Source organism: Mesorhizobium sp. B3-1-7, assembly GCF_006439385.1.
Taxonomy (GTDB): domain Bacteria; phylum Pseudomonadota; class Alphaproteobacteria; order Rhizobiales; family Rhizobiaceae; genus Mesorhizobium.
The window spans coordinates 74,579-100,008 of the sequence record NZ_VFTL01000002.1; the positions used below are offsets into that span (position 1 = coordinate 74,579).

27 protein-coding genes are annotated in these 25,430 nt (G+C 63.6%); 14 read left to right on the forward strand and 13 right to left on the reverse strand.

Features of this window, described 5'->3' with window-relative positions; genetic code table 11:
• The first annotated feature begins 305 nt into the window (after positions 1 to 305).
• Both FJ417_RS02175 and FJ417_RS02180 read left to right on the forward strand, forming a co-directional pair.
• Entirely contained in the window at positions 306 to 506 is a 201-nt protein-coding gene (locus tag FJ417_RS02175; RefSeq protein ID WP_140640750.1) for a hypothetical protein, read from the forward strand.
• 62 nt (positions 507 to 568) lie between these two features.
• Positions 569 to 757 (forward strand): hypothetical protein, encoded by a 189-nt coding sequence (locus FJ417_RS02180; protein ID WP_319023008.1) that lies wholly within the window; start codon positions 569 to 571, stop codon positions 755 to 757.
• Between the two features lie 44 nt (positions 758 to 801).
• On the opposite strand, the gene FJ417_RS02185 is transcribed toward FJ417_RS02180, so the two are convergent.
• From FJ417_RS02185 to FJ417_RS02195, 3 genes are all read right to left on the reverse strand, one after another.
• Positions 802 to 1,410, reverse strand: coding sequence for a glutathione S-transferase family protein (locus tag FJ417_RS02185; protein ID WP_140782311.1), 609 nt, complete (start codon positions 1,408 to 1,410; stop codon positions 802 to 804).
• Between the two features lie 117 nt (positions 1,411 to 1,527).
• Complete coding sequence (locus FJ417_RS02190) at positions 1,528 to 2,388, reverse strand: EAL domain-containing protein (protein WP_140782312.1); 861 nt, start codon at positions 2,386 to 2,388, stop codon at positions 1,528 to 1,530.
• Positions 2,385 to 3,287, reverse strand: coding sequence for an EAL domain-containing protein (locus FJ417_RS02195; RefSeq protein ID WP_140782313.1), 903 nt, complete (start codon positions 3,285 to 3,287; stop codon positions 2,385 to 2,387). Before FJ417_RS02195 ends, FJ417_RS02190 begins: the two co-directional genes overlap by 4 nt.
• A 199-nt stretch (positions 3,288 to 3,486) precedes the next feature.
• Between FJ417_RS02195 and FJ417_RS02200 the strand changes: the two genes are divergently transcribed.
• Positions 3,487 to 4,689, forward strand: a complete 1,203-nt coding sequence (locus tag FJ417_RS02200; RefSeq protein WP_140782314.1) for a pyridoxal phosphate-dependent aminotransferase — start codon at positions 3,487 to 3,489, stop codon at positions 4,687 to 4,689.
• Positions 4,690 to 4,745: 56 nt separating this feature from the next.
• Here FJ417_RS02200 and FJ417_RS02205 read toward each other — a convergent pair whose 3' ends face one another.
• Positions 4,746 to 5,141, reverse strand: coding sequence for a cupin domain-containing protein (locus FJ417_RS02205; protein WP_140782315.1), 396 nt, complete (start codon positions 5,139 to 5,141; stop codon positions 4,746 to 4,748).
• A gap of 410 nt (positions 5,142 to 5,551) precedes the next feature.
• Here FJ417_RS02205 and FJ417_RS02210 point away from each other — a divergent pair, with 410 nt between their 5' ends.
• From FJ417_RS02210 to FJ417_RS02220, 3 genes are all read left to right on the forward strand, one after another.
• Positions 5,552 to 7,081 (forward strand): bifunctional diguanylate cyclase/phosphodiesterase, encoded by a 1,530-nt coding sequence (locus FJ417_RS02210; RefSeq protein ID WP_140653723.1) that lies wholly within the window; start codon positions 5,552 to 5,554, stop codon positions 7,079 to 7,081.
• 222 nt (positions 7,082 to 7,303) lie between these two features.
• On the forward strand, positions 7,304 to 9,352 hold the full coding sequence (locus tag FJ417_RS02215; RefSeq protein ID WP_140782316.1) for an elongation factor G: 2,049 nt from the start codon (positions 7,304 to 7,306) through the stop codon (positions 9,350 to 9,352).
• Between the two features lie 676 nt (positions 9,353 to 10,028).
• Positions 10,029 to 10,529 (forward strand): isoprenylcysteine carboxylmethyltransferase family protein, encoded by a 501-nt coding sequence (locus FJ417_RS02220; protein WP_140782317.1) that lies wholly within the window; start codon positions 10,029 to 10,031, stop codon positions 10,527 to 10,529.
• A gap of 18 nt (positions 10,530 to 10,547) precedes the next feature.
• Here the strand turns inward: FJ417_RS02220 and FJ417_RS02225 are convergent, their stop codons facing one another.
• Together FJ417_RS02225 and trxB are read right to left on the reverse strand one after the other, a co-directional pair.
• Complete coding sequence (locus FJ417_RS02225) at positions 10,548 to 11,444, reverse strand: LysR family transcriptional regulator (protein ID WP_140640770.1); 897 nt, start codon at positions 11,442 to 11,444, stop codon at positions 10,548 to 10,550.
• Positions 11,445 to 11,516: 72 nt separating this feature from the next.
• A complete protein-coding gene (trxB, locus tag FJ417_RS02230; RefSeq protein ID WP_140782318.1) occupies positions 11,517 to 12,491 on the reverse strand; it encodes a thioredoxin-disulfide reductase in 975 nt (324 codons plus the stop codon).
• A 274-nt stretch (positions 12,492 to 12,765) separates the two neighbouring features.
• Here trxB and FJ417_RS02235 point away from each other — a divergent pair, with 274 nt between their 5' ends.
• Positions 12,766 to 13,242, forward strand: coding sequence for an Lrp/AsnC family transcriptional regulator (locus FJ417_RS02235; RefSeq protein WP_140782319.1), 477 nt, complete (start codon positions 12,766 to 12,768; stop codon positions 13,240 to 13,242).
• A gap of 69 nt (positions 13,243 to 13,311) precedes the next feature.
• Here FJ417_RS02235 and FJ417_RS02240 read toward each other — a convergent pair whose 3' ends face one another.
• The 4 genes from FJ417_RS02240 to FJ417_RS02255 form a co-directional block, all read right to left on the reverse strand.
• Positions 13,312 to 13,944, reverse strand: coding sequence for an HAD family hydrolase (locus FJ417_RS02240; protein ID WP_140782320.1), 633 nt, complete (start codon positions 13,942 to 13,944; stop codon positions 13,312 to 13,314).
• Positions 13,937 to 14,509, reverse strand: a complete 573-nt coding sequence (locus FJ417_RS02245) for an SIS domain-containing protein (protein WP_140782321.1) — start codon at positions 14,507 to 14,509, stop codon at positions 13,937 to 13,939. Before FJ417_RS02245 ends, FJ417_RS02240 begins: the two co-directional genes overlap by 8 nt.
• Positions 14,510 to 14,516: 7 nt before the next feature.
• Entirely contained in the window at positions 14,517 to 16,001 is a 1,485-nt protein-coding gene (gene rfaE1 / locus FJ417_RS02250) for a D-glycero-beta-D-manno-heptose-7-phosphate kinase (protein WP_140782322.1), read from the reverse strand.
• 153 nt (positions 16,002 to 16,154) lie between these two features.
• The gene (locus tag FJ417_RS02255) at positions 16,155 to 16,787 is read right to left on the reverse strand and encodes a LysE family translocator (protein ID WP_140782323.1); all 633 of its coding nucleotides are present in this window, start codon (positions 16,785 to 16,787) and stop codon (positions 16,155 to 16,157) included.
• A gap of 153 nt (positions 16,788 to 16,940) precedes the next feature.
• Here FJ417_RS02255 and rfaD point away from each other — a divergent pair, with 153 nt between their 5' ends.
• Genes rfaD through waaC form a run of 3 tightly spaced genes read left to right on the forward strand, consistent with a single transcriptional unit; the run spans position 16,941 to position 19,842 of the window.
• On the forward strand, positions 16,941 to 17,891 hold the full coding sequence (gene rfaD / locus FJ417_RS02260; protein ID WP_140782324.1) for an ADP-glyceromanno-heptose 6-epimerase: 951 nt from the start codon (positions 16,941 to 16,943) through the stop codon (positions 17,889 to 17,891).
• The gene (waaF, locus tag FJ417_RS02265) at positions 17,864 to 18,871 is read left to right on the forward strand and encodes a lipopolysaccharide heptosyltransferase II (protein WP_140782325.1); all 1,008 of its coding nucleotides are present in this window, start codon (positions 17,864 to 17,866) and stop codon (positions 18,869 to 18,871) included. Before rfaD ends, waaF begins: the two co-directional genes overlap by 28 nt.
• A complete protein-coding gene (gene waaC, locus FJ417_RS02270; RefSeq protein ID WP_140782326.1) occupies positions 18,868 to 19,842 on the forward strand; it encodes a lipopolysaccharide heptosyltransferase I in 975 nt (324 codons plus the stop codon). Before waaF ends, waaC begins: the two co-directional genes overlap by 4 nt.
• A 4-nt stretch (positions 19,843 to 19,846) precedes the next feature.
• Here waaC and greA read toward each other — a convergent pair whose 3' ends face one another.
• Both greA and FJ417_RS02280 read right to left on the reverse strand, forming a co-directional pair.
• Positions 19,847 to 20,320 carry a transcription elongation factor GreA gene (gene greA / locus FJ417_RS02275; RefSeq protein ID WP_027168132.1) on the reverse strand — a complete coding sequence of 158 codons (474 nt, stop codon included), beginning with the start codon at positions 20,318 to 20,320 and terminating at the stop codon, positions 19,847 to 19,849.
• Positions 20,321 to 20,584: 264 nt separating this feature from the next.
• The gene (locus tag FJ417_RS02280; protein ID WP_140640788.1) at positions 20,585 to 21,121 is read right to left on the reverse strand and encodes a tetratricopeptide repeat protein; all 537 of its coding nucleotides are present in this window, start codon (positions 21,119 to 21,121) and stop codon (positions 20,585 to 20,587) included.
• 178 nt (positions 21,122 to 21,299) lie between these two features.
• Between FJ417_RS02280 and FJ417_RS02285 the strand changes: the two genes are divergently transcribed.
• The 3 genes from FJ417_RS02285 (at position 21,300) to FJ417_RS02295 (ending at position 23,815) form a co-directional block, all read left to right on the forward strand.
• Positions 21,300 to 21,725 (forward strand): DUF3775 domain-containing protein, encoded by a 426-nt coding sequence (locus FJ417_RS02285; protein WP_140782327.1) that lies wholly within the window; start codon positions 21,300 to 21,302, stop codon positions 21,723 to 21,725.
• Between the two features lie 120 nt (positions 21,726 to 21,845).
• On the forward strand, positions 21,846 to 22,847 hold the full coding sequence (locus tag FJ417_RS02290) for an extensin family protein (RefSeq protein ID WP_246687381.1): 1,002 nt from the start codon (positions 21,846 to 21,848) through the stop codon (positions 22,845 to 22,847).
• 137 nt (positions 22,848 to 22,984) lie between these two features.
• Positions 22,985 to 23,815: an extensin family protein gene (locus FJ417_RS02295; RefSeq protein ID WP_140782329.1), complete on the forward strand. Its 831-nt coding sequence runs from the start codon at positions 22,985 to 22,987 to the stop codon at positions 23,813 to 23,815.
• Position 23,816: 1 nt separating this feature from the next.
• On the opposite strand, the gene FJ417_RS02300 is transcribed toward FJ417_RS02295, so the two are convergent.
• A complete protein-coding gene (locus FJ417_RS02300) occupies positions 23,817 to 24,461 on the reverse strand; it encodes a gamma-glutamylcyclotransferase (protein ID WP_246687382.1) in 645 nt (214 codons plus the stop codon).
• Between the two features lie 177 nt (positions 24,462 to 24,638).
• Between FJ417_RS02300 and FJ417_RS02305 the strand changes: the two genes are divergently transcribed.
• Positions 24,639 to 25,346, forward strand: a complete 708-nt coding sequence (locus tag FJ417_RS02305; protein WP_140782331.1) for an LssY C-terminal domain-containing protein — start codon at positions 24,639 to 24,641, stop codon at positions 25,344 to 25,346.
• Positions 25,347 to 25,430 lie beyond the last annotated feature (84 nt).

A 25,430-nucleotide genomic window follows, 5' to 3' on the forward strand; every position in this document is an offset into this window, starting at 1 on the left:
AGCGGAATCGCTTGGCGTTGCAGAAATGCGGCTAAGCAAAGGCGCGCGCCGGACGAAGGTTCGGGGCGCGCGGCAAGTCACGGATGTACTGACGGTCGCGCGAGAAGCGCGCCGGAGCGAAAAGACCCGACAAGCTGGAACAGCAGATAGCTGCCAGCCCGGACCAGACGCTCCCGATCAGGCTACCGGCAGAGGAAGGCGGGCATTGCCCGCCTTTTTTGTTGTCCGGATTTTTGGGTGGGTTGTTGTCCGGGCCCAGCAGCCCGCGGGTGGCACTTTTGGCCCATCAATGCTACCTTTGATGCATGACCAAACTCGAACAGATCGAAAAATCCGTCGCGGAGCTCAGCCCAGATGAGCTTAAAGCGTTCGCCGCATGGTTCGAAGCGCTGCAGGCTGATTTATGGGACCGGAAGATCGAGGCCGACGCAAAATCGGGCCGGCTGGATAAGCTGGTGGCAGACGCACGTGCCGAAATAGCCGCCGGCAAACTGCGTGACCTGTGAGGCACAGAGCCACCGCTAGCTTCTGGACAAAATACAATTCTTTGCCAAAGGCCGCTCGCCGCGTGGCCGACAAGAATTTCATTTTGATGAAGACCAATCCGCGACATCCATCCCTCCATTTCAAGAAGGTGGGAGAGCTTTGGTCGGCGAGAATAGACGACAATTACCGGGCCTTGGCTCTTGAAAGCAGTGATGGTTTTGACTGGATCTGGATCGGCACCCATGCCGAATATGATCGACTTATCAAATAGCCCTCGCGCTTGTGCTCCAGCGAAAGCGGCTAGCAGACGCTAGATCATTCCTTCCACTCGATTGGCACATGCCCCTTATCCGCCTCGACCCGCTTCAGCCAAGCGGCGACCGCCGGATAGGCGTCGAGCTGGAAGCCGCCCATCTCGGCGGTGTGGGTATAGGCATATAAAGCGATGTCGGCGACGCTGTAGGCGCTGCCGGCGAAGAACGCGTTTTGCTGCAGGTGGCTGTTCATAACGCCGAGCGCCTTGTTGCCGCGTTCCAGCGTCTGCGCCAATCGTTCCGCCGTCGCGTCCTTCGCCCGCTCCGGGAAAGTCAAAAGCGCCTTGCGCACCGCGATATAGGGCTCATGGCTGTATTGCTCGAAGAACAGCCATTGGTAAGCCAACGCCCGCTCATATTTGTCGGCCGGCAGGAAGCGCGTGCCTTCGGCGAGGTAGAGCAGGATGGCATTGCTCTCGGCGATGCGCCTGCCGTCGTCGAGCTCGAGCATCGGCACCATCGCATTCGGATTCTTGGCGACATAGTCGGGCTTGCGCGTCTCGCCGGTATGCGAGTTCACCTCGACCCGGGTGAAGGGGATGCCGAGCTTCGCCATCAACAGCCGCGGCTTGTAGCAATTGCCGCTGTCGGCCATGTCGTAAAGGATCATGCCTCTTGCCCTCTCGAGTCTCCTGGGAGCGCTCTAACGCGCTCGGCCAGGTCCCATCCAGTGATTTGTTTTTGCGACGAAACATCAGCGGCGCTGATGCGTCTTTTGTGGTCGGCATCAGCGATGCTGATGCAGGGGCACGACCTTGTTGCCGGCGCCGAGCAGCGCGTCGACGGAAAGCGGTTCTTCCTTGAAGATCGTGCCGGCGAGCGCCGGACGGGCGAGATGGAAACCCTGCAAAAGGTCGACCCCGCCCTCGAGCGCGACGCGCAAATGCTGTGCGTTCTCGATGCCCTCGACCAGCACTTTGGCGCCGCGCTCGTGCAGCGTCGCCACCAACGGCCGGAAGAAGCGTTCAGCGGCGGCATGGCGGCAGAGCTCGCCAAACCAGGCGCCGTCGATCTTGACGATGTCAGGCGCAAGCAGATCGATGCGCGCCTCGGTCGAATGCCCCGTGCCGAAATCGTCGATGGCGATGCGGATGCCATCGCGCCGCATTTCGCGCACCAGGCTGGCAAGAACCTGGTCGTCGGCTGCCTGCTCCGTGATCTCGCAGACCAGCAGGCTGGGCTCAAGCTCCAGATCGTCGAGATGCCTGGTCATCAGCCGGATCTCGGCGAGCGCCCGTCCGAGATGGTCGTTGATGGTCGGATTATAGTTGAAGAACAGCGTCAATCCCTCGACGCCGATGTTGCGATAATTGCCGAGATGCAGCATCCGGCACATCGTTTCGACAAACAGAAGGTCGGGCGCGGGAATGCCGCCGAAGAAGACCGAAGAGGCTACCGGCTGCGCGACGCGGCGCGGCTCGATCAGCCCCTCGACGGCGACGGCTCTGAGCACCTTGCCCTCCGGCGCGAAAATCGGCTGATAGGCGCTCCACAGCCGGAACTCGCCATAAACGCCGAACTGGAGGCCGATCTCGTCGGCGAAGATCGCCTCGGCGACGTTGCGCCGCCTGTCTGGTTGTCCGCTCATGGCGTGACCTTGCGCCCGAACACCCTTGCCGGCCGTCCGTGCGGCGTTGGAGCCGCCGGGCTTGCGGCGGCCGATGCCTTGCTGTCTCCGGTCGAAGGCCGCTGCGTGCCCTTGCTGAAAACGCGAAAGCTCGTGGGGGCAAGTTCCGGCCGGGCAAGCACATAGCCCTGCACCATGGAGGCGCCGGACCTCTCGGCAAGCTCCAGCTGCCAGCCTTCCTCGATGCCTTCGAAGACGGTGCGGATGCCCTGGTTCTCGAAGCTCTGCACCATCGCCGTCAGCAAGGCAAAGCCGGCGCCGGACTCCATCAGATGGGTGATCCAATGCGCATCGAACTTGACGATGTCTGGTTTGAGTTCCTTGATCCGGTTGATGTCGGATTCATCGGCGCCATAGTCGTCCACCGCGATGCGGAAGCCGTTGGCCCTCAGCGCCTCGACAAAATCGTAGAGTGTTTCCTGCGAAGCCGATTTCTGCTCGGTGACCTCGCAGACGATACGGCGCGGATCGATGCCGGCTTCGTGCAGCACCAGCCGCATGTCGCGCAGGGCCTTGTCGGCGATGCTGCGATCGGTGAAGACCGACGGGTCGAAATTGACGAAAATGGACGCCTCTTGTGGCAGGCAGGCGCCGGCGTTCAGAAGATGCAGAGTGCGCGTCAGCGCCTCGATATGCAGCCGATCGGCCGCCGGGCAGGTACCGAAGAATGTCCCCGGCGACTGCGGCTCGCCGTCGCGGAATGGCCGGATCAGCCCCTCGAAAGCGGCGACCGAAAGCTTGCCCTCCTTGAAGGCGAAGATCGGCTGGAACGCGCTCTGCAGCGTATAGAGGCCCCAGACACCGGTCGAGGTGCCGTCATCATGACGGATGAGGTGGGCAAGCCCGATGCTGCGCGACAAGGTTTCTCGCTCCGCGAACAGGCGCAATCCGATCTGCGATCCTGCCAGCCAAGGGTTTACCGGCCGTTGATGAATTTAGCGTTGCCGCTCACGCCTCCTTGACCTCTGGCTCATCGCACAATGCTTGCGCTCCGCGCCACGATGCGACATGAGAGGCGCCGCGGCCGCTCCTGGCCGCTTTCCTAGGAGACATTTTGTCATGGCCTTTCTCGCCGACGCCCTTTCCCGCGTTAAGCCTTCCGCGACCATCGCGGTGACGCAGAAAGCGCGCGAGCTGAAAAATGCCGGCCGAGACGTGATCGGCCTCGGCGCCGGCGAGCCGGATTTCGATACGCCCGACAACATCAAGAACGCGGCGATCGAGGCGATCCGCCACGGCGAGACCAAATATCCGCCGGTTTCCGGCATCGTGCCGCTGCGCGAGGCGATCGCCAGGAAGTTCAAGCGCGAGAACAACCTCGACTACCGGCCGGAGCAGACCATCGTCGGCACCGGCGGCAAGCAGATCCTGTTCAACGCCTTCATGGCGACGCTGAACCCTGGCGACGAAGTCGTCATCCCGCGCCCCTACTGGGTGAGCTATCCCGAAATGGTGGCGATCTGCGGCGGCACGTCGGTGTTCGCCGACACCTCGATCGACAACGGCTTCAAGCTCACACCGCAAGTGCTGGAAAAGGCGATCACGCCGAAGACCAAATGGCTGTTGATGAATTCGCCGTCGAACCCCTCGGGCGCCGCCTACACGGAGGCCGAGCTCAGGGCGCTGGCCGACGTGCTGCTCAAGCATCCGCATGTCTGGACGCTGACCGACGACATGTATGAGCACCTGACCTATGGCGACTTCGTCTTCAAGACCATCGCCGAGGTCGAGCCGAACCTCTATGAGCGCACGCTGACCATGAACGGCGTGTCGAAAGCCTATGCCATGACCGGCTGGCGCATCGGCTATGCCGCCGGCCCGGTGCCCCTCGTCAAGGCCATGGACATGATCCAGGGCCAGCAGACGTCGGGCGCCTGCACCATCGCGCAATGGGCTTCCGTCGAGGCGCTCAACGGGCCGCAGGATTTCATTGCCAAGAACAAGGCGATCTTCCAGGGCCGGCGCGACCTCGTCGTCTCGATGCTCAACCAGGCGCGCGGCATCTCCTGCCCCTCGCCCGAAGGCGCCTTCTACGTCTACCCGTCCTGCGCCCAGCTGATCGGCAAGAAGACCAAGACGGGCAAGGTCATCGACAATGACGAAGCCTTCTGCGCGGAGCTGCTCGAGGCCGAAGGCGTCGCGGTGGTGTTCGGCTCGGCCTTTGGGCTGGGGCCGAACTTCCGCATCTCCTACGCCACCTCGGACGCGCTGCTGGAAGAAGCCTGCACGCGCATCCAGCGCTTTACCGCGTCGCTGACCTGATCGACGCCACGTTGTCACATTGGAAAACCCGGCTTCGGCCGGGTTTTTTGTTGGCCTTAGCCGCCATATTGCTCCGGCGTGACCGCTTCCAGCCAGTCGGCATGGACGCCGTCCAGCGCCTCCTGCATGGCGATATGGGTCATGGCGGTTTTCGCCCCGGCGCCGTGCCAGTGCTTTTCGCCCGGCGCGAAGGAAATGACATCCCCTGCCCTGATCTCTTCGATCGGTCCGCCCCAGGTCTGCGCAAGCCCGGCGCCGGAGGTGACATAGAGCGTCTGTCCGAGCGGGTGCGTGTGCCAATGCGTGCGTGCGCCGGGCTCGAAGCTGACCAGCGTCGCCCTGAGCCTTGCCGGCGCCTCCTTCTCGACGATTGGCGTCTGCAGCACCCGCCCGGTAAAGTATTTGTCCGGCGCGGTGACTGTCGGCACTGAGCCGCACGCAATGATCTTCATCGTCCAATCCTTCTCGAATAATGCTTCGCTGGAGCAATTCCAGGAAAAGTGTGAGCGGTTAAGTTCGGCGCCTTCGCCGCAACATTCCGTCCGGAATTGCATAAAAACAAAGAGATGGAGCGTTTCGCCGTTTCCGCGAGACGGTGAACCGCTCCTGCCTCGTCTTACGAAGCAGTTTCACCCCGATGCGCTGTTGACGCAACCGGCCTTTTCAGCCGCCTGACGACCGCGTCGAGGCCCCGCGATAGAGGCTCGTTAGCCGGTCAAAAAACTGTCATAAATCGTTGCTTTTTAACCATAAAACGCCACCGCTCAATCCGGCGCTGATTAATGCCGCGGAACGGTCGCCGAACTCAGTGTTTGTTAACGGCTGAAGCCCTAGCCATGTCGCGTGCTGTGGGGGCGCGGACATGAGTATCTTGGCGACAATCAAGGATCACAGCGGCCGTATCTATCGCGGCATCCAGGCTTTGCTCGTGATGAGCATCGCCGCCACCTGGCTTGCGGCTTTCGCGCTGACGGAGAACGCCTCCCGCGCAGGCGCGCTGGTGGTATCGGTGGCATCGACCTTAATGGCGCTTCTGGTGTTGATGTATATGCGCGCGAGCGTCGTCCAGCGCCTGCAATCGGCGGCGGATGCCGAGGCCGAGAAGCATCGCTTTCTCACCGTCGATGCCATGACCGGGGCCATGACCCGGCGCTATTTCATCGAAGCGCTGGGCGACTGGTTGGGTGGCTTGCGCAACCGTCGCCAGGCAAGCCTGCTTTTGATCGACCTCGATCATTTCAAGCAGCTCAACGACACGTTCGGCCATCAGTTCGGCGATCTGGCGCTGGCGCACCTGGTCGCGGAAGCCCAGCGCATCTTCGAGGACGGCGTCATCGGCCGGCTCGGCGGCGACGAGTTCGGCATCATGGTTCCGCATGGCGACGTCGCCATTATCAACAAGGACGCGCGCCGGCTGCTGGACGCGATGCGTGCCGGCAAGAGGCATGAAGGCAAGATCATTCCCCTGTCGATCTCGGTGGGCGTCGCGCTCGCGCCGTTGCATGCTTCGAACGGCGCTGAATTGATGCTGCTGGCCGATCTCGCGCTCTACGAAAGCAAGGCCGCCGGTCGCGGCCGCATCACTGTTTTCGATGAGGAGATGCTGTCGGATAAGCGTTATCGCCGGCTGGTGGAACGCGAACTGCGCGCCGCGGTCTATCTCGGCGAGCTGGAGCTGCACTATCAGCCGATCGTCAATCCCGACGGCTCGGTCGACGCGCTGGAAGGCTTGATCCGCTGGCGTCACCCGGTGCGCGGTTTGATCTCGCCGGCGGAATTCATCCCGATCGCCGAGCGCTCGACGCTGATCGACATGATCGGCGAGTGGGTCTTCAAGCGCGCCTGTGCCGATGTCGGGCATTTTCCCGGACGGCGTATCTCGATCAACGTCTCGGGCGAGCAGTTGAAGCGCGACGAGATCGTGACGATGTGCAACCGGATCCTGCGCGAAACCGGCCGGTCCGCATCGCAGTTCATCATCGAGATCACCGAGACGGTGGCGACGGCCGCGACGCCCGAGGTTCTGAGGCGCCTGGAGGCGCTGCGCGGCCTCGGCTTCCACATTGCGCTGGACGACTTCGGCACCGGCCATTGCGGCTTCAACTATCTGAAGTCGCTGCCCATCGACAGCGTCAAGATCGACCGCTCCTACATCCGCAGCCTCGCCCATGACCAGGTGGCGCAGATCTTCGTTTCCGCGCTTGCCCAGATCGCCCGCATCCAGGACATCGCCATCGTCGCGGAAGGCGTCGAAACCGCGGAGGAATTCGCCCTCGCCAGGACCGCCGGCTGCAGCCGTTTCCAGGGCTATTTCTTCGGCAAGCCCGCGCCGCGCGACAAGGCAAGCGCGTTGTGTGCAGCCGCCCGCGAACCGCTCGCCCTCACAGCCTGACATAGGAAATGGTGGCCTGACGACTCCAAGCCGGCGAACATCCTATTTTTCTTGCCCTCCCGGCGAACCCGTGTGACGATGGCTTTGGGAAGGGGTGGATAAACCCCGCCCGCGACGGCCGAACAGGCCGGCCGCCGCTCTGCATAGGGTGCGATCGGACGCAAAACCGGTTTCCACTTTTGCTGATCGCTCTCTTGGGAAACGCCTGAGTGGAGGTCAGCCATGGGTACTCGCGCCGGAGGACGACGCACGGGACCGAAATGCATCGCCATAATCGGTCCCTTCGCAAGCGGTAAGACGACACTTCTCGAAGCAATACTCGCCCGCACGGGCGCCATTCCCCGCCAGTCACCAGTTTCGTCGGGCAACACTGTTTCCGATCATTCGCCCGAGGCCCGCGCTCACGCCATGAGCGTCGAGGCGACCTTCGCCACCACCGATTTCATGGGCGAGCAGATCACCTTCGTCGACTGCCCCGGCTCCATCGAATTCGCCTTCGAGGCCGAACCCGTGCTTGCCGCTTGCGACCTCGCTGTCGTCGTCGCCGAGGCCGACGAGAAGAAGATCCCGGCGCTCCAGCTCATCATGCGCAAGCTCGACGATCTCGCCATTCCGCGCATCCTGTTCCTCAACAAGGTCGACAAGGCGATCACGGGCGTGCGCGACACGCTGAAGATGCTGCAGCCGGCAAGTTCTGTGCCGCTGCTGCTGCGCCAGATTCCGGTGCGCAAGGACGGCGTCGTCATCGGCTCGATCGATCTGGCGCTGGAACGCGCCTACATCTACCGCGAATATGCCGAGAGCCAGGTCGCCGACATCGCGAACGACGACAAGGCGCGCGAGCTGGAGGCGCGGTTTTCCATGCTGGAGACGCTCGCCGACCATGACGATCACCTGATGGAGCAGTTGCTGGAGGAGATCGAGCCGCCGAAGGATGCGATCTTCGATGATCTCTCGGCCGACCTGCGCGCCGGCGCGGTGACGCCGGTGCTGATCGGCACGGCCGAGAAGGGCAATGGCGTGCTGCGCCTGTTGAAGGCCATTCGCCACGATGCGCCCGATGTCGAGGCAACCAGGAAGCGCCTTGGCGCGCCGGACGGCCAGACGGTGGTGCAGGTGATGAAGACCATCCACACTGCGCATGGCGGCAAGCTTTCGGTGTCGCGCGTGCTTTCCGGCCAATTGGCCGACGCGGCCGAGCTCTTCCTTTCCAACGGCGACACGGCAAAGGTTTCCGGCATCTACAAGATGCTCGGCAAGGACCAGACGAAGCTGACATCCGCCAAGGCGGGCGACACGGTCGCGCTCGGCAAGCTCGACGACGTCAAGACCGGCCAGACGCTGAGTTCGGCCAAGGGCGGCATCCGGCCATTGGTCACGCTGGAACCGCCGCAGCCTGTCTTCGCCTTCGCGCTTCGCCCCAAGGAGCGCAAGGACGAGGTCAAGATGTCGGCGGCGATCCAGCGGCTTGCCGAGGAGGATCCATCGCTCAGCCTGCGCCACAACCAGGATTCCGCCGAAACCGTCCTGTCGGGCCACGGCGAAATGCATCTGCGCGTGGTTCGCGAGCGCCTCGAGGGCAAGAACCAGATCCCGATCGAGGGTCATGCCCCGGCGGTGCCTTACCGGGAGACGATCCGCAAAGGAGCGCAGCAGCGCGGCCGCCACAAGAAGCAGTCCGGCGGCCACGGCCAGTTCGGCGACGTGGTGATCGAGATCAAGCCGCTGCCGCGCGGGTCCGGCTTCCAGTTCTCCGACACCATCACCGGTGGCGTGGTGCCGAAAACCTACATTCAGTCGGTGGAGACCGGCATCCGCGACTATCTGAAGACAGGCCCCCTCGGCTTCCCGGTTGTCGACGTCGCCGTCAACCTGTCGGACGGCTCCTACCACGCCGTGGACTCCTCCGACATGGCCTTCCAGATGGCGGCGAAGCTCGCGATGAAGGAAGGCATGACCGCCTGTTCGCCGGTCCTGCTGGAGCCGGTGATGAAGGTCGAGATCGTCACGCCTTCGGACGCGACCTCGAAGATCATCGCGCTGATCCCGCAGCGGCGCGGCCAGATCCTCGGCTATGATGCAAGGCCCGACTGGCCCGGCTGGGACGTCGTCGAGGCGACCATGCCGCAGGCCGAGATCGGTGACCTGATCATCGAGCTGCGCTCGGCGACCGCCGGCGTCGCCAGCTACAAGGCCGCTTTCGACCACATGGCCGAGCTCACCGGCCGGCTCGCCGACGAGGCAATGAACGCCAACGGCAAAGCCGCCTGAGCAGGTCGCAGACTTCTGTTGAAGATATGAAAACGGCGTCCGGATGATCCGGACGCCGTTCCTATTGCGGACCGTTTTCCTGGGAGGCAACGGCTGGTCCGCCGCATCCGGAAAAATGGTTCGGACGCGGTGCTTGCCTGAGCCCGGTCTTCCGAGTGATGCCCCCATCTCCCGAACCGACCAACCGCGTCCTATCCTCTACTTAAACCATAGAGTTCGTCCGCGACATGTTACCCGATGTTACATGTCACTGTTACGTGGTGGATCCAGTCGTTTTTTTCCCGGCTCGAAGGCACGCGGGCAACAAAAAAGCCGGATCAATAAAGATCCGGCTGAGTTGATTGGAAGTGCCGATTAGGGCTAACCTCCAGAGGGGAACACTCGAGGGCGCTAATGGGAGGAGAACGCGCCCTGGAGATGACACTATATATGTGCTCATCATGCCCAAGAAACAAGCATCTATTTTGCAACACACGCATGCAAAAAGACGCAGGCTGTGGTCCAACCTATTCTTGGAACCCATAGGACCAGAAAAATCGCCGATTCCGGTGCGTTTCCGGCCCTAAGGCGACTGCTTAAATGCAAAATCGAGCTGATTTTGCCCGGAAATATGCGAATCGGCGAAATGATGTCGATTTCGGCAAGCCGAGTTTATTTTTACGGCAGGAGACCGACGATGCGAACTTTTTCGGCAATCGCCGGCAGCGCGCTGTTCCTTGTCGTTGCGCCCGGCGTCGTCGCCGGCCTGGCGCCATGGCTCTTGACCGACCGCTATCGCAAACCTCTGTCGGCTCTGCCGGGCTTCGTGCCTGCGGGCTCGCTTCTCGTGGTCGGAGCCGCCGCCATCCTGCTTCATGCCTTTGCCCGTTTTGCCCTCGAGGGCCTGGGCACGCCCGCTCCCGTGGCGCCGACCGAGAAACTGGTCGTCGGCGGCATCTACCGCCATGTGCGCAACCCCATGTACGTGGCCGTGCTGGCGATCATCCTTGGTCAGGCGCTGATCTTTTCGAGCTGGGCGGTGCTGGTCTACGGCCTGATCGCCGCCGCGGCGATGGTCTCGTTCGTCAAGGTCTATGAAGAGCCGACGCTCGCCAACCGCTATGGCGCGGAATACGAAACCTACCGCCGCGCCGTCCCCGGCTGGCTGCCACGGCTGACGCCGTGGCGCGGGCAGTAGTTTCTAGGCCGGGCGCTTTTAGTAAGACCAGCTACGGGCCTTGGCGATGATGAAATCGCGAAAAACGTGCAGCTTCGCCTGGTTCTTCATCGCGTCGGGATAGGCGAAATAGGTATCGAAGGACGGCACCTCGGTCTCCGGCAGCAACTGAACCAGGTTCGAGTCCTTGTTGATCACATAGTCCGGCAGCATGGCGATGCCGGCGCCGCCCTGCACGGCCCGCTTGATCGACAGGATGTCGTTGATCTGCAGCGTCGGCACCCGCTGCGCGCCCTCGAAATCGCCGACGGTCTCCAGCCAGTTCAGCTCCGACAGATGCGAAGGCACCGGCACGCCGAAGGTGACGATGCGGTGGTTTCTGAGCTCGGCGATCGAGGCCGGCCTGCTGAACTTGGCGATATAGGACGGCGCCGCGTAAAGGTGGAAATGCACCGTGAACAGCCGGCGCTGGATGAGGTCGGGCTGCTGCGGCTGGCGCAGCCGGATCGCGCAATCGGCCTGGCGCATGGTGAGGTCGAGCTCCTCATTGGCGAGGATCAGCTGCAGGCTGATCTCGGGATAGAGCTCGATGAATTCCTGCACCCGTTCGGTCAGCCAGCCGGCGCCCAAGCCCACCGTGGTCGTTACCCTGAGCACGCCCGACGGCCGGTCCTTGGTCTCGGTCAGCCGCGTCTTGATCGTTTCCAGCTTCATCAGCACGTCATGCGCCGTGCGGAACAGCATCTCGCCCTGCTCGGTCAGCACCAGGCCGCGCGCATGGCGGTGGAACAGCGCGACGCCGACATCATGCTCCAGCGCGCTGACCTGCCGCGAAATAGCCGATTGCGACAGATGCAGCGTCTCCGCGGCATGGGTGAACGACCCAGCCTCCGCCGCTGCGTGAAATACGCGTAATTTGTCCCAGTCCAGCGCCATGATTCCCCTCGCGTTGCCTTCGGCGTCTGAATGAAAAATCAGGCTTTTAAACGGCTTCTTTCAGCCGATCTGTCATTCCGCCGCTTCGCGGTGAACCTCGATGCCCGCCAGATATTTTTCCGCCTCGAGCGCCGCCATGCAGCCAAGCCCGGCCGCCGTCACCGCCTGGCGGTACACGTCGTCGGTGACGTCGCCGGCTGCGAAGACGCCGGGCACATCGGTGCGGGTGGAATCGGGCGCCGTCCACAGATAGCCGTTCGGCTTCTGCTTCAGCTTGCCGGCGAAGAGTTCCACCGCCGGCGCATGGCCGATGGCGACGAACACGCCGTCGACCGGCAGCTTCGATTCCTGGCCGGTCACCACGTTGCGCAGCGTCAGGCCCTCGACCGAGGGCGGCAGCGGCGCCTTGCCCGGCCGTCCGGTGATCTCGTCGACGACCGTGTCCCAGATGACGCGGACATTGTCCTTCTTGAGCAGCCGCTCGCGCAGGATGCGCTCGGCGCGGAAATCGCTGCGCCGGTGGATGACGGTGACGCTCTTGGCGAGGTTCGACAGATAGAGCGCCTCCTCGACCGCGGAATTGCCGCCGCCCACCACCGCGACGTCCTTGCCGCGATAGAAGAAGCCGTCGCAGGTGGCGCAGGCCGAAACGCCGAAGCCCATGAAGGTCTGCTCCGACGGAATGCCCAGCCACTTCGCCTGCGCCCCGGTGGCGATGATCAAGGCGTCCGCCGTGTAGATTGTGCCGGAGTCGCCTGTGGCGCGAAACGGCCGCACATTGAGGTCGACCTCGGTGATGATGTCGGTGATGATGTCGGTGCCGACATGCTCGGCCTGCTTGAGCATCTGCTCCATCAGCCAGGGGCCCTGGATCGGATCGGCGAAGCCGGGATAGTTCTCGACGTCGGTAGTGATCATCAATTGGCCGCCCTGCTGCAGGCCGGCGACCAGCATCGGCTTCAGCATGGCGCGCGCGGCGTAGACCGCCGCCGTGTAGCCGGCCGGGCCGGAACCGATGATAAGAACGGGCGCATGTTTGGTGTTCATGAAAGTCCCCTGCGGCGCGCAGCCGTGGTTGTCGCGCGTAATGTAAGTGTTGCCCGTGGGACCAGCAAGGCAGGTTGGCCTTCGTCCCCGGAAAGCTTCGTCCTCTGCATATCGGGCCATATCGCCGCCCGTCACCGATGCATGGCGCCAGAGGTGTGCGCGGCTCTGGGATCACGGCATGCCTCAAAACAGGGAGAAAATCATCGCAAAGCTATGGCCTCCGGCGCGAAACCAAATTACAAAATTGCGAAAGATTCTTGCGCGAAAGCCCTTCATGCCGCTGAAAGCCGATCTCGACGCCATCGACTGGAAGATCCTGCGCGAACTGCAGGGCGACGGCCGCATGACCAATGTCGAATTGTCGAGCCGGGTCGGTATCTCGGCGCCGCCTTGCCTGCGCCGGGTCAGGCGGCTGGAGGAGGCCGGCATCATCCGCGGCTACCGCGCGCTTCTCAACGCCCCGGCACTGGGCATGGATGTCGTGGCCTTCTGCCTGATCGGCCTGCATCATCAGGCCGATGCCGAACTGAAAGCCTTCGCCGAGCGCACGCGCGGCTGGCCGATCGTGCGCGACGCCTGGATGGTATCGGGCGAATCCGACTTCCTGCTGCATTGCGTGGCAAGCGACCTCGGCACCTTCCAGACCTTCGTCATCGAGGAGCTGGCTTCGGCCCCCAATGTGGACACCGTGCGCACCGCCTTGACCATCCGCCGCGTCAAGGATGAGGGCCTGGTGGCTTTTCCGACTTAATGTGCCGGTTTCCGGAAATTCACCTGCAAAAACAAGCGGTTTAGCTCGGGGCTTTGAATCAACCCGCGATCAGAGCGACCGAATCGCGGTAAGCAGCGCCTCAAGGTCATGAGCGCCGCGCAACGGCAAAACCGAGAGCCCGTCCATCGTCGAGCCTTCGCCGTCGACCAGCCAGCCACGCGCAAGGCCGGCGCGCTGGCCGGCTTCCATATCGGCCGGCTTGTCGCCGACGACCAGCGATCGCTTGAGATCGAGGCCGAGCCGCCGGCCCGCCTCCAGCAGCATGCCCGGATTGGGCTTGCGCATCGGATGGTCGGCAACCGCTAGCGGATCCTTGCCTGCGTCGTGGTAGGCGCAGGCAAGCACCATGTCGACAAAAGCGTTTTGTTCAGCCATGAGGTCGAGCACGCGCTCGTTGACCCTGGCGAACGCATCCCAGCCGAAATAGCCGCGTGCGATGCCGGACTGGTTGGTGACGACAACGACCGGAATCCCCCGCCGGTTCGCGGCCTCGATGGCAAGTATGATATCGTCGCGCAGCTCTACATCGGCCGGATTGTCGGGATAGCCGGTATCGACATTGATGGTGCCGTCACGGTCGAGAAACAGCGCCGGTCGGCCGGCCGCAAAGACCTTGCTACCAATCCGCTCCACCCATAGGCCGGGCTCGACGAGCGGAAAGGCGGACTCGCCGTCAGCCATTGCTGAGACGCGCTTCGACCGCGTCGCACAGATGATGATAGAGGCACAAATGCCCCTGCTGGATGATCGGCGTCGAGGTCGACGGCACGTTGAGCAGGATGTCGGTCAGCGGCCTGAGCTTGCCGCCGGTCTCGCCGGTCAGGCTGATCACCGTCATCTCCATCACACGCGCCTGCTCGGCGGCGGCAAGAATGCTTGGCGAGTTGCCGCTGGTGGAAATGGCGAGCAGCACCGCGCCTTTCGATCCATGCGCCTCGACCTGGCGCGAGAAGACGGTGTCGAAGCCGTAGTCGTTGCCCCAGGCCGTCAGTACCGCGGCGTTGGCCGGCAGCGCGATGACGTTATAGGCCTTGCGTTCCTTCAGGAAGCGGCCGACCAGCTCGCCGGCGATGTGGATGGCGTCGCTCGCCGAGCCCCCATTGCCGCAGATCAGCAGCGCCTTGCCTTGCGACAGCGCCTTGACGACGGTCGCGACGGCGCGCTCCATTTCCGCGGTGAGGTCGCGTTCAACCATCGCTGAGATCGCCGCCGCGGAGCGGACAAGATAATCGTTCAAGTCAGACATGAGATCCTCAGTTTGCGGCACGCAGCTTGCCGATCGTGTTCGTCGTGCTCTTGCCGGCGACGAGATCAACCAGCACCACGCGCCCGCCCGCCTTCTGCACCACATCGGCGCCGACCACGGTCTCGACCGTGTAATCCGCGCCTTTGACCAGGATGTCCGGCAAAAGCGCCTCGATCAGCTTCAGCGGCGTGTCTTCCTCGAAGACGACGACGGCATCGACCGACGCGAGCGCGGCCAGCACGCAGGCGCGATCATGCTGGTTGTTGACCGGGCGCCCCGGCCCTTTCAGCCGGTGCACCGAGGCGTCGCTGTTGAGACCGAGCACCAGCCGGTCGCACTGGCTGCGCGCGGCATGCAGCAGGCTGACATGGCCGGCATGCAGGATGTCGAAGCAGCCATTGGTGAAGCCGACGGTCAGCCCCTCTTCCTTCCAGGCTGCCACCATCCTGGCCGCCGCATTGGCGTCAAGAATGGCATCGGTATGAGACGTCGGCCCATGCGAGCGGAACAACGCGCCGGACAGTTCCTCGACGTTCAGCCGCGCCGTGCCGCGTTTTCCCACCACGACACCGCCGGCCGCATTTGCAATGATGGCTGCATGCACCCGGTCGGCGCCGGCGGCGAGCGACAGCGCGAAGCTCGCGATGACCGTGTCACCTGCGCCGGAAACGTCGAACACCTCGCGCGCCTGGGTGGAGATGTGGCGGGCGTCCTCGGCGGAAACCACGCTCATCCCCTTCTCGCTGCGCGTGGCGACGATGAACTCGAAATCATGCGCGGCAATCAAGTCGCGCGCCGCGGCTACGATCTCGTCGTCGCCGAACACCTTGCGCCCGACAGCCTCGCCAAGCTCCTTGCGGTTCGGCGTCACTGCCGTAGCACCTGCATAGCGCGCGTAATCGCGCCCCTTCGGATCGACCAGCACCGGCTTGCCGGCATCGCGGCAGATCGCGATCAACTCGCCGGCGACGCCGTCGAGCAGGATGCCCTTGCCGTAGTCGGAGAGGATGACGATGTCGGCGCGGCCAAGCGCGGCCTGGAAATGATCGATGAGCTTCGCCCGCTCGGCGGAAGTAAGCGGTTTGATCTCTTCCTCGTCGAAACGCAGCACCTGCTGGTTGAGCGCGCTGAAACGGCTTTTCGACGAGGTCATGCGATCCTGGCGCTGCAGGAGCCCGTCCGCGTCGACGCCGATCTCGCTGAGCATCCGCATCAGATTGTTACCCGCCTGGTCGGCGCCGATCACCGACACGGGTATGGCGGCAGCACCGAGCGAAACGATGTTGGAGACGACATTGCCGGCGCCGCCCATGTTCAACGTCTCGCCCTTTCCATGCAGCACGGGGATGGGGGCTTCCGGCGAGATACGCTCGATCACGCCGCTGACGAAGCGGTCGAGGATGAAATCGCCCACCACCAGCACGGTGACGTCGCCGAACCGGGCGATGGTGCGATGCAAAGGTTCCGGAGAAGGCGGATTGTGCTTGATCATCTCACTCGAGGTCTGCCTGAAGACGGCCGGACTTGATTAGGTTTCAGCGCCGGAATTGTGGCGTGGGCTGCTCAAGGCGATGCCGATATACCGCAATTCGGGCGAGCGCAACGGCAGGCCCGACGCGGACCCAAGCCGGAGACGGCTGCGCAATCAGCTCTTCTGCAGGGCGACATGAACGCCGAGCCCGACGAGCACAGCGCCGCCCGCCCGCTGCATCAGGCGCTGCGCTCGGCCCGAGCGCCGCAGCCGGGCGATCATCGCGCCGGCCAGGAACACGCAGGCGATGTCGGCCGAGGAAAACATCAGATTGACGATGGTTCCCAGCACCACGAACTGCAGCCAGACCGGCAACGCCGCCGAAGCGTCGATGAACTGCGGCAGGAACGCCATGAAGAAGATCGCCGTCTTGGGATTGAGCACCTCGACGGTGATGCTCTCGAAAAAGGCCCGGCGGGCCGATTTCCGCTCGATCGCGGGCAGCGCCGTCTCGCCATCCGCGCGCTTGCGGAAGAGACAAACGCCGAGCCAGATCAGATAGAGCGCGCCGATGAGCTTGACCGCCATGTAGAGCGGCGGCACGGCGTGGAACAGCACGGACAGGCCAGTGGCGGCAGCGAAGACATGGAAATAGCCGCCGAGATGGATGCCCAGCGCCGCCGTCAGCCCCGACCAGCGCCCGCGCGCCATGGTCTGCGCCGCCGCATAAAGCATGGCGGGGCCGGGTATATAGGCGAAGATCGCCGTGGTGGCGAAGAACGCGATGAGCAGCTCTGTCGACGGCATTCTTGGTCCCTCATGGTACTGCGGGTAGCGAATGCCTACTGAAGCGGGAGCTTTGCGGCTTCACTGTGATGCACCGGAGCGCCTGTTTTATCGACACTCCCGTCCACCTCCCCTATAAGGGCCGGAATCGGCAACGGAGCAAGGCTGAAAAGCATGATCATCGTCACGGGCGGCGCCGGCATGATCGGCTCCAACATCGTCGCCGCTCTCAACGCCGAGGGGCATGACGACATCGTCGTCGTCGACGACCTCACCGACGGCCACAAGATCGCCAACCTCGCCGACCTGCGCATCGCCGACTATCTCGACAAGGACGATTTTCTCGCCCGGATCGAGGACGGCGCGCTCGGCCGCATCGAGGCCGTCTTCCATCAAGGCGCCTGCTCGACCACCACCGAATGGAACGGCAAGTTCATGATGGAGGTGAACTACGCCTATTCCAAGCGCCTGCTGCATGCCTGCCTCGGACTGCGTGTCCCGTTCCTCTATGCCTCCTCGGCGTCGGTCTATGGCGGCGGCTCAGAATTTCGCGAAGAGCCGGAGTGCGAGCGCCCGCTCAACGTCTATGCCTATTCGAAGAAGCTGTTCGACGACTATGTCCGCCGTAACGTCTTCGACACCGATCATTCGCAGGTGGCGGGCCTGCGCTATTTCAACGTCTATGGACCGCGCGAGGCGCATAAGGGCGCCATGGCTTCGGTCGCTTTCCATCTGTTCAACCAGGTCGAACGCGGCGAAAACCCGAAGCTGTTCGGCGCTTATGGCGATTTCGGCCCCGGCGAGCAGAGCCGCGACTTCATCCATGTCGGCGACGTGGCGGAGGTCAATCTGTGGCTGTGGAAACGCGGCGCGAGCGGCATCTTCAACTGCGGCACCGGCCGTGCCCAGCCGTTCCGTGCCATCGCCGAGACGGTCATCGACACACTGGGCAAGGGCGAGATCGAATTCATCCCCTTCCCTGACCATCTTAAGGGCAGCTACCAGAGTTTCACACAGGCTGATATGTCCCGCTTGCGCGCGGCCGGCTACAATGGCCAATTCCGTACAGTCGAAACCGGCGTCAGGGACTATGTCGAATGGCTGAAGGCCCAACGATCCTCGTGATCGGCCCACGCTGGGTGGGCGACATGGTCATGGCGCAGTGCCTGTTTGCGGCGCTGAAGGAAAAGCATCCGCACGCCGCCATCGACGTGCTGGCGCCGGCCTGGGCGGCACCACTGGTCAAGCGCATGCCTGAGATACGCAGCCAGATCGACTTTCCGCTGATGCCGGGAGCGCTCGAATTCCGCAGCCGCCGGCGCTTCGGCCGCCTGCTGCGCGGCCGCTACGACATGGCCTATGTGCTGCCGGGGAGCTGGAAATCGGCGCTGATCCCGTTCTTTGCCCGCATCCCGCATCGTGTCGGCAATTTGCGCGAGATGCGCTATGGCCTGCTGACCGATGTCGTGCCACTGCCCGAAGCGCTGAAACGGCGCACGGCGCGCGCCTATTTCGGCCTCGCGCGCGGCGGCACCTTTCGCGCGCCGAGGCTTACCGTCGACGAGGCCAACCAGGCGGATTTGCTGGCGCGCTTCGGGCTGGCCGGCCAGAAATTCGTGGCGCTCATGCCCGGCGCCGAGTTCGGCCCGGCGAAACGCTGGCCGAGCGATCATTATGCCGGGCTTGCCCGGGACATGATGGCAAAGGGTCTGGGCGTCGTCCTGCTCGGCTCGAAGAACGATGCCGATGTGACCGGCGAGATCGCAGCACTTGCCCCGGGCGCCGTCGACCTTGCCGGCAAGACGCGGCTGGAGGACGCCATCGACCTGATCGCCGCGGCGAAGCTTGCGGTGTCGAACGACAGCGGGCTGATGCATGTCGCGGCCGCCGTCGGCACCCCGATCGTGGCCGTCTACGGTTCGACCTCGCCGCAAAACACGCCGCCGCTCAGCGACCGCTCCGAGCTGATCTGGCTGCATCTGTCCTGCTCGCCCTGCCACAAGAAGGTCTGCCCGCTCAGCCATCTCAACTGCCTGAAGACGCTCGATGTCGCCCGCGTTACAGCCGCGGCCGACCGCTTGCTCGAGGTTCCGGCAGCCGCATGAAAGTGCTGATCGTCAAGACATCGTCGATGGGCGATGTCATTCACACCTTTCCCGCCGTCGAGGACGCGGTGCGCAACCGCCCCGACATAAATTTCGACTGGTGCGTGGAAGAGGCGTTTGCCGGGATCGTGGCGCTGCATCCGGCCGTTGGAGTGATCCACAAGGTTGCGGTCCGGCGCTGGCGCAAGCGGCTTCTCGACGGCGCCACATGGCGCGAGATGGCCGGACTGCGCAAAGCGCTGCGCGCCTCCCGCTACGATCTCGTCATCGACGCCCAAGGCTTGTTGAAGTCGGCCCTGGTCGCCATACAGGCCGGCGCGCCGATCGCCGGCTTCGACCGCGCCAGCGCCCGCGAGCCGTTGGCGACGCTGTTTTATCAGCGCAAATATGCCGTGCCGCGCGACCTGCATGCCATTGAGCGCACCAGGCGGCTGTTCGGGCTGGCGCTTGGCTACCAGCCTGACCTGTCGACGCTCGACTCCGGCATCGTGCCGCCGGCGGGCAATCCGGCCGGCATTGAAGGCAGAACCGCCCTCCTGCTGCACGGCACCAGCCGCGAGGACAAGAAATGGCCGGTCGAGGATTGGATCGAAACCGCGCGCCGGCTGGCCGACCGGCAGTTCACGCCGGTGGTCACTTGGTCGAACGAGGCGGAAAAGAAAGTGGCGGAAGCCGTTTCAGGTGCCGTGCCAGGGACGGTGCTGGTTGCCAAATCGCCACTCGCGGACGTCGCCGCGCTCCTCGGCCGTTCGACGCTGGTCATCGGCGCCGACACCGGCCTCACCCACCTCGCCAGCGCCTTCGGCCTGCCGACGGTCGCCATCTTCCTGGCGACGGAACCGGGTCTCACCGGCCCGCGCGGGAAGTTTGCGTCGACCTTGATGGCGCCGACCAGCGGCAAGGTCACGGCGGCTGAGGTGATAGCGGAAGCGGAACGGCTGCTGGCGCTCCGATCGAAGGCGCCAGCCTGAGCTGCTAGATAAACTGCACCTGGACGATCTCGTAGCCTCTGGCGCCACCCGGAGCATTGACCTCGATAGCGTCGCCGACTTCCTTGCCGATGAGCGCTCGCGCGATCGGCGAGGAGATCGAGATGCGGCCGGACTTCACGTCCGCTTCCTGGTCGCCGACGATCTGGTAGGTCTTCTTTTCCTCGGTGTCCTCGTCGACGAGCACGACGGTCGCGCCGAACTTCACCTTGTCGCCGGAAAGCTTGGAGACGTCGATAACCTCGGCCCGCGCGATCAGATCCTCGAGCTCGTTGATGCGGCCCTCATTGTGGCTCTGCGACTCCTTCGCCGCGTGATATTCGGCATTTTCCGACAGGTCGCCATGCGAGCGCGCTTCGGAGATCGCCTCGATGATACGGGGACGTTCCTCCTGCTGACGCCAGCGAAGTTCTTCCTTCAATGACGCGAACCCCTCGCCTGTCATCGGGACCTTGATCATATGCCTGACCTTTCCTGCCGCCACCCCCGCTTTTCGGGAGCAGCCTTGTCAAATGGGTACAAAAAGAAAACGGTCCGGCAGCCTCGGGCTAACGGAACCGTTTCACCACAATTTCCCTGAATATAGCGATCTTCGCGCGATTTTCACGCCCAAAAATTGAAGTTCGGCAAAATGATCACCGCTTTCGCGGGCCCGCGGCTGACGGCGAGCAACAAAAACCGGCTGTGAGCAATCACAGCCGGTTCGAGAGACGTCGAGCCCTGCTCAGCTCCTCAGGAAATGATCGATCTGCTCGGACAGCATGCCGTATTCACGCGAGCCCTTGCCGGTCCGCTTTTCGATTTCCTGGAGCTGCTGCTGGGCACCGGCGAGATCGCCGATCTGCAGATGCGCTTCGCCGAGATATTCGCGCACCAGCGTGTAGTTCGGGTCGATCCGAAGCGCTTCCTCGTAATATCCAAGGCCGACCGTGACGCGGCCGGAATGGCGATGCGAATAGCCGAGATAGTTGAGGATGCGCGGATCCTGCTTGTTGGCGGCGAGCGTCAGCACCGAGATCGCCTCGTCATAGCGCCCGGCCATCGCCAGATCGTGGCCGGCCTCATAGATGCTGTCGTCATCCAGCATGCCATATTGCGGCACGACGCATTTCTTCTTTTTCTTGTCCCAAACCTCGCCCTTCTTGCAGGTGGTGGTCGTCTGGCCACCGCTGCTGCCGCCTTCACCAGCTGCAAAAGCCGGCGCAACGAACAGCGGCAGCGCCGCAATAGCCATGACCTGAACAAGCAAACGTCTGCGCATCGAAGCCTCCATGAGCGTGACAATGCCAGATTAACGCCGCCTTGGCGCGGTTTCATCCCGAAATGCGGGTAGCTGCCGAACTATTTTGGACGGCCGGACAGAAGCCGTTACCGCCGGACGTGACGCGCGCTTTAATTCCGCTATCATCGGGGCCAAGCGCATCACGTGGAGAAGGATCGTGCAGCAGCGCCTCGAGAAGGAGTGGGACCTTTCGATCGATCCGGACACGGTGCGCCTGTTCATCCTCAAGGCCAAGGCGCTGAGCGCCGCCGTAAACGAGGACTATGACGACGGCGCCGAGCACGAGGTCGAGTTCGACGGCGACACCCATGCCAGCCATCACCATGACGGCCTTGTCGAGGAAGCCTCGGAAGACCTCACCGAGGAGGAATTCCGCGAGCTGATCAACGATCTCAATATCGACGAAGCGGCCGAGCTGATCGCGCTCGCCTGGGTCGGACGCGGCGACTATGACGCATCCGAATGGGCGGACGCGGTGGCCGCGGCCAGGGAGCGTCCCAGGAAGCGCACGGCCAAGTATCTGCTCGGCCTGCCGATGCTTGCCGACTGGCTGGAGGAAGGCCTTGAAGCCATCGGCGCGTAACGCGCCGGTAACCGATTGTGATCGGCAAGGCGGGTCGCGCAGGCAACTTCGCGACGCGACCGCCGTTTCCGGGCGATGGCAACGCTGAGCCTTTCACGATTTTGCAGACTGGCGCTGCCTGTGGCGGCTGCGATCCTGCTGGTTACGCCGGCCGCCGCCAAGCATCATCATCGGCATAAGAGTCACCTGCCGCCGGCCGGCCAAAGCGCCGCTCCGGCGCCGCAAACGCCTGCGGCGACACCGGTTCCGGGGTCGCGTCCGCGGGATATGGAGAACGGCGCCGATAGGTCCGGGCGAGACAAAAGCCGCCTCGACAGCAATGACGACTTCCTCAACCAGGACAAGTCGCATCCGAAATGGGATGCCCGCCCGCCACGTTCGAAGGGCGCTCAATCCGGGCCGCGGACGCAATCCGAACCGCAGACGCCGGATGTCGTGCCCACGCCCCCGCAGAAGCCCACCGAACTGGAGCCCGAGCCACCGGAAACCGGGCCGCAACCATCGGAAAAACCCGAACCGCCGGGCGAGGAAAAGATGCCTCCCGATCCGCGTTCCGCCGAGATACCGGCCGACAAGATGCCGGCGGAGGAAACCGCGTGCCGGGAAAGGCTGAAGGCGCTTGGCATCGAATTCGAGGAGCACAAGGCCGAGCACGACGCGGAAATCGGCTGCTCGGTTCCCTATCCGATAATTTTGAAAACGCTTGGCAAATCCATCGGTATCAGTCCCGGCACCGAGCTCAACTGCCAGATGGCGGAGGCGGCCGCGCGCTTCATGGCCGATGTCGTCCAGCCCACGGCGAAGGCCGAACTCGGGGCCGACCTGAAGTCGATCAACCAGACTTCGGCCTTTGTCTGCCGGCCGCGCCACGGCACGCGCAAACTGTCGGAACACGCCTTCGGCAACGCGCTCGACATCGCCAGCTTCACCTTGTCGGACGGGAGGACGATCGAGGTCGGGCCGGCGCCGCCGGAGAAGGACGCGAAGTTCCTCAACGCGGTGCGCAAGGCTGCCTGCGGGCCGTTCAAGACGGTGCTCGGGCCGGGCGCCGACGCCGACCATGCGCTGCATTTCCACCTCGACCTGGAACCGCGCCGCCACGGCGGCACTTTTTGCCAGTAAGCGCGATATCGAAAGTCCCGGGTCACGTCCGGCAAGAACAGCGCCGCAATTCCGCCCCATGCGTGAATGGGGCCGCTGATCTTTCCTTTACTCTTGGCGATTAATCTTGTGCCATTCGGGGACAAGGACGCCTTTCAATGGCTCGAAGACTTGGCGCCGTGCTTGGCTTGGCGCAACGGAACAAGCGTGCGCGCGTCACGATCGCAGGGCTGGCCGCAGGCGTTGCCATCGCGACGATATCGGCCTGTACGACGGGCGACGTCTTTGCGCTGCAGCCGGCCGTCGATGTCGGCAGCCAGACGGCAGCCGTGCCGCAGCCCGACGCGCCGCAATATTCCGGAATGCAGCGCCTCGTTCCGTCCAATCCCTACATGACCGAGGCCGCCTATCCACGCATGGACGAGCCAATGTCGCCCGGCGAGCAGTTGCCGGCCAGCGAGATCGACTGCCGCAACGAGTTGAAGCGGATGGGCGTCGTCTATCAGGACATCCAGCCGATCCATGAGGGCCAGTGCGGCATCGATTTCCCGGTAAAAGTCTCGGCCATCGGCAGCGTCGCCATGAAGCCGGCGGCAACGCTGACCTGCAACATGGCCGCCACCTTTGCCGCCTGGACGAAGAACGAGCTGCAGCCGGCCGCCCGCTGGCGCTATTTCTCCGGCGTCAAGGCGATCCACCAAGGCTCCAGCTATTCCTGCCGCAACATCGCCGGCGAAGGCGTCCTCTCCGAGCACGGCAAGGGCAACGCGCTCGACGTCATGAGCATCGAGCTCAACAATGGCGATGACATCGATGTCCGCAAGCCCGGCCTGTTCGCCTTCCGCACGCGCGGCTTCCTCAACAATGTGCGCGCCGACGGTTGCCAATATTTCACCACGGTGCTCGGCCCCGGCTACAATTACGACCACCGCAATCATTTCCATTTCGACATCAAGAACCGCAAAAGCGGTTACCGCGCCTGCCGCTAGATCAGCCTCGGGCTTCGGTGGCAGCGATGATCTGCCGGGCGACCAGATCCTGGATACGCCAAAGGTTTCTGTCGCGGATCCCGCTTTCCTCCAGTTTGGCGACCGTTCGGAAAAGATATTGCGCCGAGGAGCCCCAATGCCCGGCGGCGCGCGCCAGCGTGTGCGCAACCTGCTCCAGCGCCAGCTTGCCGGCATAGGCCCTTCCTTGGGGTGCGGCGACAAAGGCCAGTGCACGCAACGGTCCGTCCTTGGTCCGGAGCTTGATCCAGCAGGGCACATTGGTCGGCGGGTTCGCGTCTATTTCGCGACGAAGCAGTTGGACGATTTGCCCAAAATGGTCCTCCGACGGCAGCCGGTAGGCGATGCCGTTGCAACTGCCTCCCCGGTCGAGCGCCAGCATCAGCGCCGGCAACTCACGCGTTCCGCGCCAACGTGTCAGCGTCAGGCAGAATGAGCGATGCCACCCTGGCGCGGTGGCTGGATGCTGCTCTTCATAGATGAACTCCGGATTCCAGATCAGCGAGCCATAGGCAAAGACCCAGAGCGTCTCAGGCCGATATTGCGCAAGCAGCTGTTCGGCCAGATCGTCAAATTCGGCATCGCTGTGTTCGTCAGTTCCGAGCTCGGGACCGGGATCGGGCTCCATGCGCTCGACCCTCGCGACAAGCTCCCCGGTCAGCGCCATTTTCCTGTGGCTTGTCTTTGTCCGCCCCATTCGCACCCCCCCTTTAGCGATAACTAATGATAAATGGTCTCCAGATCGCTGGCCATTGATTTCCCATGATTATAGCGCAACAGATGCCATACGGGTCGGGCGGCATTCATGAGCCAACGAAGCTTAAGACGGCGGGCGGCAATCTGGCTGGCGGCGTTTTGTGCCTTCTATCTGGCGCTCGCCTATCTCGCCGCGCCGGAATTTTGGACCTGGCGGGAGCGCGGCTTCCGCACGCGGCCCTTCGAGATGGTGACGCACACGCCGCAAGGCATTCCCGGCGACCCGATCAATGTCGGCCTGGTCGGCACCGAGAAGGAAGTCGTCCACGCCTTCGCCGTCGCCGGCTGGGATACGGCCGATGCCGTGACGCTGCGGACCGCGATCGACATCGGCGAAAGCGTCTTGTTTTCCCGCCCCTACCCCGATGCGCCGATGAGCCGCCTTTTGTTCGAGGGCCGTGCCCAGGACCTCGCCTTCGAAAAGCCGATCGGAGGCAGCGCCGACCGGCGCCACCACGTCCGCTTCTGGCAGACGGATACGGTCGGCGACGACGGCCGTCCGCTCTGGCTGGGCGCCGCGAGCTTCGATCGCGGCGTCGGCCTCAGCCACGATACGGGCGCCGTCACCCACCATATCGGCCCCGACATCGACGCCGAGCGCGACTTCCTGATCGGCGACCTGAAGGCCGCCGATCTGCTGGCATCCACCAGCGAGATACCGGGGATCGGCGCCACCAAGACTAGACGCAACGGCGGCGGCGATCCCTATTTCACCGACGGCATGGCCGTGATCGGCGTGCTGAAGACGCCGCAATGACGGCGCGCCCGTCACGCGCGCGCTGACGCCTAAGGTGCGCGTCGTCATCGACGCGCTTGTCGGGCATTTCTCGGCGCCGATCTG